Source organism: Acidobacteriota bacterium (assembly GCA_020349885.1).
In the GTDB taxonomy this organism is placed as follows: domain Bacteria; phylum Acidobacteriota.
Genome location: CP070701.1, coordinates 664,125 through 675,800, shown reverse-complemented (window position 1 = coordinate 675,800; position 11,676 = coordinate 664,125). Strand labels below are relative to the sequence as shown.

The following is an 11,676-nucleotide window of genomic DNA, read 5'->3' as shown; positions in this document are numbered from 1 at the left end:
GTTACCGGCCCTCCGACACTCACCTGCACCTGGAACGACGCGGCGTTGGAGAAGGGACTCCCAACCCCGTCTTCGTACGCAAGGTCGAGCGTGAAGTCTATCACCGTCCCGCACGGCACGCTCAGATCCACCACGAACTGGAACGGCGTGAGCGACGTGCCCGTAAGCCCCACGGCGATGTCCGGGAACGCGGCCGTGTTCGTGGTAATCGTGATGCCGGGTGTAATCGTCGAGAGGGTTCCGCTCACGTTAAAGGCGTCCGCGCCGCCCGTGTTCTGCGCCGTGACGTCGAGGTCGATCGTCTCGCCCGGGTCCACCGCCCCGTTCGCGTTCCCGCAGTCGGTGAGCGAGTGGCCGCTATAAACCAATGAGGGGACAACGCATACGTTCACCTCGACCGGGTTGCTCGCCACTCCCACCGGTCCAAACGTGCAGCCCGTCGCCGAGTCGGTCACCGTCAGCGTCACCGTGTACGAGCCAGCCCCAGCGTACGTGTGCGTCGGATTCTGCAACGTCGACGTGTCCCCGTCCCCGAAGTTCCACAGGAACGTGTCGCCGCCCACGTTGTTCGCCGTAAACGTCTGCACCGCGCCCTCACACGCCGGATCCACATCCACCGTCGGCACCGCCGTCGGGTTCTCGTTCACTGTAATCATGAAGATCGTCGGGAAGGACACGCACCCGTTTGCATCCGTCGCCGTCACCGTACAGGTCGTGACGCCCACCGGCGGGCACAGTGTAATGCTCTGCGTCGTCTCTCCCGTGCACCACAGTATGTCGTACGGAGGCGTCCCGCCGGACGGAATCACCGTGAACGTCACGCAGCCGCCCTCGCAGGTCTCCGTCGGCCCAAAAATCGCGACCACGGGATTCTCGTTCACCGTCACCGCGATCGAATTCGTCGTGACCGTGTTGCCGCAGCCCGGATCGTTGTCCGTCACGTCGCAGCTGTACGTTCCGGGCGCACTCACCGTGATCGTCGCCGTCGCATCTCCCGTGCTCCACAGGTACGTGAACGGTCCGATTCCGTCGTCCGGCGTGGCCACCAGGTCCACCGAGCCACCCGTACAGAACGTCGTCGGCCCGAGCGCCGTCGCCGTCGCGCTCGTGATGCAGCACGGCACACAAAGCTGCAACGGGCCGTAGGTATCCGAACCCTGGCAGCTGTTCGCGTCCGTCACCGTCACGTCGTACGACGACACCCCGTCGCCGACCACCACGATCGTCCGCGAGGTCTCGCCAGTGCTCCAAAGATAGGTGTACGGCGGCGTTCCGCCCGACGGGTTCGCATCAAGCACCACATTGAGTGAGCAATCGCAGGCCGATTCGGAAATCGTCGCCGTCGGGCACGGGCACGAGCACGCGCTCACGTCGCACTCCGTAACGTCCGGAGCCGTTACACTCAGCGTCCCCGCCGTCAGGGTCGCGCTGCCTCCCCCGCCGCAGCCCTTTCCCGCTTCCGTCAGCTGAAGCTGATACGTGCCCGCCCCCGTGTAGAGCCCGGTCACGTCGTAGGGATTGGCGTCCGCCGCGCCCAGGGGCTTCACCACCGTCGCCGTCCCCAACGGGTCCACTAGCGCCACCTCGACGCAGTTCACCAAGTCGGTTCCCCCGGAAAGCACGTAGGAAAGTGTGGCGGACTTAGCAGCGCCGGGAATCGTGAACGCAGGCGTAAAGTCCGAGCTTATTGTTCCGTTCTTCTCCGTCAGCGGGTCCGTCGCCTGCGCCCCGGGCTCCGTCGGACCGGGAGCGAGCGCTCCCACCTGCACCGCGAACGCGGGAATCTCGCCGGGATACGCCCCCTCGTCCGAGACAATGCCGGTTACGTCGAACGTGATGTCGTTGATGCAGACAGCCCCAGTGTCCACGACGAACGAATAGGTGAATTGCGCCGTGCCACCCGCGGGGATGTTTCCATAATCGCCCGGATTGTTGCAAACGGCAGCGGCCACCGCCGAGCCCGGGTTTACCGTTAAATCCGCCTTGACGTTGTTGACGGTGCATGCCGCGGAATTAATGAGCTGCACCGTCGCCTGCCACTCCTCGCCCGGCTCCACGATAAGGTCGCCGTCGCCGCAGACCTGCGCGAGCGTCGTGGTCGGATCGAAGCCCGTATCGTAGGCTATGGGTGGTGCCGCCGGGCTGCACACCGGAGCAACGGGCGCCTCCACCGCCACGTTGTCCACGGCCCACCACCAGGAGTCGTAGTAGTTCGTCACCTGGTGGAATTCAAACTGGCAGTCCGCGGCGCCCGCGCACTGCGCCGTGGCGTCGAGCGCAATGGGTCCGGTGATGCAATTGTCGCACATCCACGGATCCCAACTACACCAAAGCCAACAATCAGCAAAATCCCTCAGCGTGACCCAGGCACCGCCCGTGAGCGAGCTCCTCACGTTCAAGTCCGAAGTCGTGGGCATCGAATAGTTGTAGTAGTCGTGGTCGAATCGGAGCGTCACCGCCGCCGCCGCCGAGGTGTCAATCACCGGCGAGATGAGCTCCTCGTTGTGAACCGTCGACCAGCCCGGGCAGGTGGTGTCGCAAATGTAGTAGTTCGTCGGGAAGAGCCCCCACTCGCAGGTCGACGGGCAGCCCGGGCCGGCGTGCGTCCAGCCGACCTTGTTGCCGTTGTTGATGACCGTCCAGTCTCCATTTACGGGAACACACGGCGGGCAGACCGACGTCGGCGGGTCCGCGCAGTCCTCGAAGTCCGTAAGGAGGAGTGTAAGCGGCGGCTGGGGCTGGCCCACCGGCACCTGGAACGACTCGGCGCTGGTGAGGGGATTTCCCAAATTGTCTTGGTAGGTAAGATCGAGCGCGAAGTCAATCAGCGTCCCGCAGGGCACGCCCGGGTCCACGACGAACCGGTACGGCGTGAGCGACGCTCCGGTCAAGCCCTCGGGGATGTCGGGGAACGCGGCGTTGTTCACGAACACCGTAACCCCCGGCGTTATGGTGGAAAGCACTCCGCTTACGTTGAAAGCGTCCGCGTTGCCGGTGTTCTCAGCCGTGACGCTGAGGGTGATCGTCTCGCCCGGGTCCGCGAAGCCGTCGACGTTCCCGCAATCGGTGAAGCTGTGGGCAGTGTATTCTAAATCAGGGATACTCGCCAAGATTTCGTGATATCCCATGTCCACCGTTCCGGCGTCCTCCACCCGGTCCGTGCGCGTCGTCGTGTCCGTCATGCCGACGGCGGCCACCGTGTCGCTTCCCGCATCCAGGCACGGCGAATCGGAGCCCTGCCCCGCAGCCGTCTGCGACAGGTAATAGTCCCCGCCGGGGCCGGTGGCAAAGAGGGGGTTGAGCCGAATGTTGCCCGGCCCCGAGAAATCGCCCAACAAACTTCCCGAGTCGCAGTAGACGGGCTGTAAAAGCCCGGCGGGCTCGCAATAATTGAAACCGACGTTGCCCCACATAATGTTGTCGCGGAACACAAGGGATGCGGAAACGTTTTCGAGGTACACGCCGCCGGATCGGTAGCCCGGTATCATCCAGACTTGATAGAAAGGAGGAACAAGGTTGTCGTTCGAGGCGATCGTGTTGTTCGCTACCAAGCCCGTAACATTCGATAGGCACATCCCCGCGCCCTCGCCACCCGGCGGATTAGGGCCCCACTCGGGGGAACAAGGAGCCGGATCGTACAGGGTTATGGTGTTGTCAACAATAAGATTGTTGACAATTTCTACGGATGAGTTGTATGCGTAAAGTCCCCCGCCATATCCCCAAGACGGCCACCCTACAATCTGAATACACACTCCAAAGCACATACCCCCGCAGGCCTCTGTCCTCCCGATGATGGCTTGATCCGTGTTGTTTCGGATGATGCAATTTCTTACGGTGATGTTCGTCGAATCCGCAATCACATTGTGGCGGCCGTTCTCAAGAATGAATCCGTCGAGGGAGACGTTGGCCGAATACCAAGCCTCAAAGGGTGAGCCGCTCGGAGGCGACACGGCCGTTGGATGAGCTGCGAGGTCCCTCGCCCCGCCCCCTGCTGGAAAGCCACCAATCAGGGAGACATCGTCAGGGCCGAACCAGAAATTCATCGTTTCTTGATAAGTCCCTTCCGCCACGTAGATTGTGTCGGCCCCCGGCGTTCCGTCGGCCGCGGTCAAGGCGTTCCCAACGGTAGCCTTCGCCGTCCCCCACGAAAGCCCGTCGTTGACATCGTTGCCGAACGCGGCGTCCACGTAGAGGTCTGCCGGGAAGGCGAGGCCGCTTGCCCAGATCCATGCAAGCATGCCGACTAGGAATAACGCCCACGAACGAGCCATCCCCTCGCGCTCCTTCATCCCGTCATCTCCCCGGCGGCACCCCGGGTGCACCTCCCCCTCCCGCTCCCGGAGCACCCATACCGCCTTACGAAAACCCTCCAGATAAGGCATCGTATTGTCTCACTTACATATTATATGCCGTTTTACCAAAATTTCAAGTAATTTAGCCGGAATTTTCCCTCGCCCCCGCCTGTCGCTAGACCCGGAGCGGTCGGCATACCCCGCCGGGGCGGCGGCGCCTTTTCCCCTCGGCTCCATCGGTATATAGGAAAAATTTGCTTTTTTCTAGAGAACGGAGTAACGTATGTAAATTATACAGAGCACAGGAAAATGAACGAACAAGGAAAGGAAAGAAGGCCATGAAGATTTACTACGACAAGGACGCGAGCCTCGCACCGCTCAAGAAGAAAAAGATCGCCGTCCTCGGATACGGGAGCCAGGGTCACGCCCATGCCCTGAATTTGCGGGACAGCGGACTCAATGTCGTGGTTGCGGAGCCGGCGCCCAGGGCCAAGAAGGCGGCCCAGAAAGAAGGCTTCAAGGTTCTGTCCACGCCGGAAGCGGCCAAACAGGCGGATTTGATCTCCATTCTTCTGCCCGACCACATTCAGGAGGAGGTCTACAAGAAGGAGATTCTGCCCAACCTGAAGAAAGGAAACGTTCTGTTGTTCGCCCACGGCTTTACCATCCACTTCGGGCAGATCAAGCCCCCGAAGGACGTGGACGTCATCATGGTCGCCCCGAAGGCGCCGGGGCACATCGAGCGGCGGCTCTTCACGGAGGGAAAAGGCATTCCCTGCCTCCTGGCCGTCGAGCGGAATTATTCCGGGAAGGCCAAACAGCTCGCCCTCGCGTACGCGAAGGGCATCGGCGGCACGCGCGCCGGTGTGATCGAGACCACCTTCCGCGACGAGACCGAGACCGACCTCTTCGGCGAGCAGTCGGTCCTGTGCGGCGGCTTGAGCGAGCTCATCCGGGCCGGGTTCGACACCCTCGTTGAGGCGGGCTACAAGCCGGAGCTCGCGTACTTCGAGTGCCTGCACGAGGTCAAGCTGATTACGGACCTCATCAACGAGGGCGGGATCACGTGGATGCGCTATTCCATCAGCGACACCGCCGAGTACGGCGACCTGACCCGCGGGCGGAGGATCATCACCGGCGAGACGCGGCGCGAGATGAAAAAGATTCTTTCCGAGATCCAGAGCGGCGACTTCGCCAAGGAATGGATTATGGAGAACCGGGTGAGCCGCCCCAAGTTCAACGCCCTGGCCAAGCGCGACCGGCAGCACCCGATCGAGAAGGTGGGCTTGAAGCTGCGCAGGATGATGCCGTGGCTCGAGGCCAAGGAACTCAAGGACTAACGAAGCGTTAGGGATAAAACACCACCTCCTTAGGGGAAGACTTTCTCGGAGAAGCGTGATATGGAACTGAGCGGCGCGCAAATCATGGCGAAGTGCCTGGAGCTCGAGGGGACAAAGCACATCTTCGGCTTTCCCGGCGGGGCCATCATGCCCTTTTACGACGCGCTGATGGATTCGAAGATCAGGCACTACCTCGTCCGGCACGAACAGGGCGCCGCCCACGCGGCCGACGGCTACGCCCGCACGTCGGATAAAGCGGGGGTCTGCGTGGCCACGTCCGGCCCCGGCGCGACCAACCTCGTCACGGGACTGGCCACGGCGCTCATGGACTGCTCGCCGGTGGTCGCCATCACCGGGCAGGTGGCCTGTCCGGTCATCGGAACGGACGCGTTTCAGGAGATCGACGTCTTCGGCATCACGCTTCCCGCGACGAAGCACGGCTATCTCGTCAAGGATGTACGCGACCTCGCGCGGGCGTTCAAGGAAGCGTTCCACATCGCCCTGTCGGGCCGCCCCGGGCCCGTGGTGATCGACGTGCCGAAGGACGTTCAAAACCAAAAGACCGAGTTCGTGTATCCCGACGAGGTGAATCTGCCGGGGTACCATCCCGAGGAAGCCGAGGAGGTGGACGAAGAGGCCGTCGCTCGGGCATGCGAGCTGGTTGAGCGGGCCGAGCGGCCCGTCCTCATCTGCGGCGGAGGCGTGGTGTATTCCAACGCGACACCGGAGCTCACCGCGTTTGTCGAGAAAATCGACTGCCCCGTCGCGGCCACGCTCCACGGCCTCTCGGCGCTCCCCACGGCCCACCCCCTTGCGCTGGGGATGCTCGGCATGCACGGAAGCGGCTACGCGAACAACGCCGTGCTGAAGGCGGACCTGATCATCAATTTCGGAAGCCGCTTCGACGACCGCATCACGGGCAATCTGAAGACCTTCGCCGAAAACGCGAAGGTCATCCACGTCGACATCGACCCGTCCGAGATCGACAAGAACGTCAGGGCGGACGTGGGCATCGTGGGCGACGCGAAAATCCTGCTCGAGAGGTTCCGCGAGTCGGTGACGGAAAAGAAGCGTCCGGAGTGGCTCGCGCGGATCGAGCGCTGGCGGAAGCAGTATCCCAAGAAGGTGCTGGACGAGAAGGACGGCGTCAATCCCATGACCATCCTCGAGTGCATCTCCGAGCGCGGAACCGACGACGTAATCGTCACGACCGACGTCGGCCAGCACCAGATGTGGTCGGCCCAACTCCTCCGCCAGGGCCGCCCCCGCTATTTCGTGACATCGGGAGGCCTCGGCACGATGGGATTCGGGCTGCCGGCCGCCGTGGGGGCGCAAGTCGCCAATCCCGACAAGCTCGTCATAGCCATCACCGGAGACGGAAGCATCCAGATGAACATCCAGGAGCTCGCGACCGTTTCCACCAATAAGATTCCGGTAAAGATTGTCTTGATGGAGAACAAATACCTCGGCATGGTGCGGCAGTGGCAGGAGCATTTCTTCGACAAGCGCTATTCCTGCACCCACCTGGAGGGGAATCCGGATTTCGTGAAGCTGGCCTCGGCCTACGGGATCGCCGGAGCGCGCGTGGAGCGCAACGCCGACGTCCCCGCGGCCATCAAGAAATGCCTGGAGCACGACGGCCCATACCTGCTTCACATGGTGATTCCCGAGGAAACCAACGTCTATCCCCTTGTCCCGAGCGGCGCCCCCTTTACCGAGGCCATCGGCCTGGAAGACGCCGTCCGCTAAGGAAACACCGTGAAAGAACCCTTCCCCAAAGAGGAGGAACGCGAGTACACCATTTCGATGCTGGTGATGAACCGGTTCGGACTCGTGTCGCGCGTCTCGGGCCTCATCTCCCGCCGCGGCTACAACATCAACTCCTTCATCGCCGAGGCCACCATGAACCCGGACATCTACCGCATGGTCATCAAGGTGAACGCGACGGAAACCGGCGTCGCCCAGCTGACGAAGCAGATTGCGAAATTGATCGACGTCATCCGTGTCTCGAATTCCCTCGGCGCGCGCTACCTCGAGCGGGAGCTGATCCTGGTCAAGCTCAAGGTGCCCGAGGGGGAGTGCGACGCCTTCGTCCGGGCCGCCAACCTTCCCCCCCGGGCCAGCGTGGTCGAGACGAAGGGTGACAGGACGCTCGTCGCGTTCCACGGAACCCCCGACGAGGTGCAGGCGCTCGTCAAGACGCTCGAGCCCTTCGGGGTGGAAGATATCGTAAAGAGCGGCGTCACCGCCATCCGGTGGGAGTGAAAAAGCCCGGCGCGGACATAAGGAAAGCGTCAAGATGAGCAAGGCGAATCTAAAAATACGATCCCGTTTGATTACGGACGGAGACAGCCGGGCGCCCAACCGCGGCATGCTCAGGGCCGTGGGGTTCCGGGACGAGGATTTTGAAAAACCCATCGTCGGCGTGGCTTCCACGTGGAGCGACATCACGCCGTGCAACATGCACATCGACCAACTGGCCGTGGAGGCCAGGAAGGGCATAAGGGAGGGCGGCGGCGCCGGGCTCACGTTCGGAACCATCACCGTAAGCGACGGCATCTCGATGGGCACGGAGGGGATGAAGTTCTCGCTGGCGTCGCGCGAGGTGATCGCGGATTCCATCGAGACCGTAAGCCAGGCCGAGCGCTTCGACGGCCTCGTGGCCATCGGCGGCTGCGACAAGAACATGCCGGGATGCCTCATGGCCATCGCGCGGTTGGGCATCCCCTCGGTATTCGTCTACGGCGGCACGATAAAGCCCGGCAACTACAAGGGAAACGACGTCGACATCGTGAGCATCTTCGAGGCAGTCGGGAGGCACAACGTCGGGAACATCTCGGAGGAGGACTTCAAGGGAATCGAATGCAGCGCATGTCCCGGGGCCGGCAGCTGCGGCGGCATGTACACGGCGAACACCATGGCCAGCGCCATCGAGGCCCTGGGGATGGGCCTTCCGGGCGGCGCGTCCGTGCCGGCGGAGGAGGAGGAGAAGAAGGGGGAATGTTTCCGCGCCGGGGAAGCCGTGATCCGCATGCTGGAGAGGAAAATCTTTCCCAATGACATCATGACGAAGGAGGCCTTCGAGAACGCCATAGCGGTCGTGATGGCCCTGGGCGGCTCCACGAACGCTATCCTGCATCTCATCGCGATGGCGGACGCGGTTTCCGTGGACCTGGGGCTCGAGGATTTCGAAAGAATTGCCGGGAAAGTGCCCCACCTGGCCGACCTCAAGCCCTCGGGGAAACACGTGATGTACGACCTGTACAAGGTGGGAGGGGTTCCGGGCGTCATGAAAATGCTCCTCGAGGCGGGGCTCCTGCATGGCGGGTGCATGACGGTCACGGGGAAAACGCTCGCGGAGAACATGAAGGGCGCGGAAGGCCTACAGCCGGACCAGAAGGTCATACGAAGCCTTAAGGACCCGCTGCGCCCCACGGGCCCGATCGTCATCCTGAGGGGAAACCTGGCTACGAAAGGGGCCGTGGCCAAGGTGTCCGGCCTGAAGGTCACGTCCATAACGGGCCCCGCCAAGGTTTTCGATTCCGAGGAGGATGCACTGAAGGCGATCCTCGGGGACAAGATAAAGAAAGGCGACGTCATGGTCATCCGCTACGAGGGCCCCAAGGGGGGCCCCGGCATGCGGGAGATGCTCGCGCCGACCTCCGCGCTCATCGGCAAGGGCCTCGGAAAGGACGTGGGGCTCATCACGGACGGGCGGTTCTCCGGGGGCACCCACGGCATGGTCGTGGGGCATGTTTCTCCCGAGGCCCAGACGGGAGGCGTCCTGGCCGTTGTTCGCGACGGCGACAGCATCACGATCGACGCGGACAAGCAACTGCTTCAGCTGAACATAAGCCCGGAAGAGACGGACAAGCGATTGAAGAGCTGGAAGGCGCCGCCTCTGAAGTACACGCGGGGGGTCCTTTACAAGTACGCGAAGCTGGTGAGCTCGGCCGACCGGGGCGCGGTGACCGACAGTTTTTCATGATAGAACGTTGATTTTTTGACACCCCCTATCTATAATGGCGCTTTCGTGCAAAACAAGGAAGGTTGAGAACCATGTCTGATTTTGTGGAGGACGAGAATGAGTGTTGGAGAGTTTAAACCGCCGTCGCGCATCCTGATGGGCGCGGGCCCGAGCAACGTGCCGAATCGCGTGCTCCGGGCCATGGCGGCTCCCACGATCGGGCACCTCGATCCCGAATACCTCCGCATCATGAGCGAGACGAGCGCGCTCCTGCGCGAGGTGTTCCGCACACGGAACGAGCTCACGCTCGTCGTCTCGGGCGCGGGAAGCGCGGGGATGGAAGCGTGCGTGTGCAGCCTTATCGAGCCCGGCGACGAGATGATCGTATGCGTGAACGGCAAGTTCGGCGCCCGGATGCAGGACATAGCCGAGCGCAACGGCGCCGTGGTCCACGCAATCGAAGCCGAGTGGGGCGAGATTTTCGATCCCGAGGTCGTCGCCAAGACCTTGAAGAAATACCCGAAGACGAAAGTTTTCGGCATCGTCCATGCCGAAACCTCCACGGGCACGCATCAGCCGGTCGAGGAAATTTCGAAACTCGTGCACGAGGCCGGCGCCCTGTTCCTCCTCGACACCGTGACGTCTCTCGGCGGCGTGGAGGTGGCCGTGGACGACTGGAAGGTCGACGCCTGCTTCAGCGGCTCGCAGAAGTGCCTCTCGTGCCCGCCGGGCCTGGCTCCCGTGACGCTCTCGCCGGCCGCGGTGGCCGCCATGGAAGCGCGCAAGACCAAGGCCCGGAACTGGTATCTCGACATCTCCATGGTGCGCGAGTACTGGGGCGAGGAGCGCGTCTATCATCACACCGCGCCCATCAACATGACGTACGCGCTGCGCGAGGCGCTGCGCATCGTTCTGGAGGAAGGGCTCGAGGCGCGGATCAAGCGGCACGAGCTGAATCACCGCGCCCTGCGCGCGGGGCTCGAGGCGATGGGGCTCCGCTACGTGACGAAGCACGCGGTTCCGGTGCTCAACCCGGTGTACGTTCCCGACGGCGCGGACGACGCGAGGGTGCGCCGCCGGCTCCTCGAGGAGTTCGGCATCGAGGTCAGCGCGGGGCTCGGCCCGTTCAAGGGGAAGGTCTGGCGGATCGGCATCATGGGGCACACGAGCCGCCGGCGTAGCGTGATGCTCTTTCTCGCGGCGCTCAAGGCGATCCTTATAGACGAGGGCGTCAAGCTTGCGGACGGCGAGGTGCTCGCGTCGGCATCTTCCGTATACGCGACCCGACCGTAACGCCTTTCCTTCCGCGGGAAGCGCCCCGGTACCGGGGATTCGCCGCGTTATCGGGATCAGCGACCCGCGCTTTCCGCACTTTCCGCACTTCCCGAACCTCCTTTTTCCGTCAGGTTTCGATAGGAAAGCTCCTATGGTGCGGTAAAATAAGCTATGCGGACCAACCTTACCTATCGCCTGGTGCGCTCCTTTGGGAGATTTCTCTTTCGAATCGCCTTTCGCCTTACGGCGGAGGGCGCCGGGCACGTTCCGGAGGAAGGCGGCCTCATCGTGGCGGCGAACCACGCCTCCTACCTCGACCCGCTCGTCTTGGGCGCCGTGTTTCCGCGCCCCGTCCGCTTCCTGATGATGCGTTCCTTTTACGAGCCGTGGTACCTGCGGTGGTTCTGCGCGCCGATGGGGGCGATCCCCATCGACACGGAGGGCGGGACACAGCTGGGGTCCATCAAGCGGGCGCTGCGGGCGCTCGAGGGGGGCGAGGTCGTCGGAATTTTTCCCGAGGGCGCGCGCAGCCGCGACGGCAGCCTCCAGCCATTCGAGCGGGGCGTCGCCGTTCTGGCGGCCAGGGCGGGCGTGCCCGTGGTGCCCGCGTTCATCGACGGCGCCCACCGCGCGATGCCCCGCGGAAGCGCCCTCATCCGCCCGAGGAAAATCCGCGTCGTCCTCGGTGAGCCCCTCGCGCCGGAGACAGGCAAGGATGGCTCCGCCGAAGCGGGGCTGCACCTGCGCGTCGAGCGGGCCGTCGCCGCCCTGGCGCGGAAAGCCGCGTAGGGCGGACGGCCCT

General features: G+C 63.3%; 7 protein-coding genes. 6 read left to right on the top strand and 1 reads right to left on the bottom strand.

Features of this window, described 5'->3' with window-relative positions:
- Positions 1 to 4,382: PKD domain-containing protein (locus tag JSV08_02895; GenBank protein ID UCF81376.1), on the bottom strand; the 4,382-nt coding region annotated here is incomplete at its 3' end.
- Positions 4,383 to 4,630: 248 nt separating this feature from the next.
- Between JSV08_02895 and ilvC the strand changes: the two genes are divergently transcribed.
- The 6 genes from ilvC (at position 4,631) to JSV08_02865 (ending at position 11,663) form a co-directional block, all read left to right on the top strand.
- Positions 4,631 to 5,632, top strand: a complete 1,002-nt coding sequence (ilvC, locus tag JSV08_02890; protein ID UCF81375.1) for a ketol-acid reductoisomerase — start codon at positions 4,631 to 4,633, stop codon at positions 5,630 to 5,632.
- A 60-nt stretch (positions 5,633 to 5,692) separates the two neighbouring features.
- Positions 5,693 to 7,381, top strand: a complete 1,689-nt coding sequence (gene ilvB, locus JSV08_02885) for a biosynthetic-type acetolactate synthase large subunit (GenBank protein UCF81374.1) — start codon at positions 5,693 to 5,695, stop codon at positions 7,379 to 7,381.
- A 9-nt stretch (positions 7,382 to 7,390) separates the two neighbouring features.
- Positions 7,391 to 7,897, top strand: a complete 507-nt coding sequence (gene ilvN, locus JSV08_02880) for an acetolactate synthase small subunit (GenBank protein ID UCF81373.1) — start codon at positions 7,391 to 7,393, stop codon at positions 7,895 to 7,897.
- Positions 7,898 to 7,931: 34 nt separating this feature from the next.
- A complete protein-coding gene (gene ilvD / locus JSV08_02875) occupies positions 7,932 to 9,620 on the top strand; it encodes a dihydroxy-acid dehydratase (protein ID UCF81372.1) in 1,689 nt (562 codons plus the stop codon).
- Positions 9,621 to 9,716: 96 nt separating this feature from the next.
- The gene (locus tag JSV08_02870) at positions 9,717 to 10,892 is read left to right on the top strand and encodes an alanine--glyoxylate aminotransferase family protein (protein ID UCF81371.1); all 1,176 of its coding nucleotides are present in this window, start codon (positions 9,717 to 9,719) and stop codon (positions 10,890 to 10,892) included.
- Positions 10,893 to 11,045: 153 nt separating this feature from the next.
- Positions 11,046 to 11,663, top strand: coding sequence for a 1-acyl-sn-glycerol-3-phosphate acyltransferase (locus tag JSV08_02865; GenBank protein ID UCF81370.1), 618 nt, complete (start codon positions 11,046 to 11,048; stop codon positions 11,661 to 11,663).
- Positions 11,664 to 11,676 lie beyond the last annotated feature (13 nt).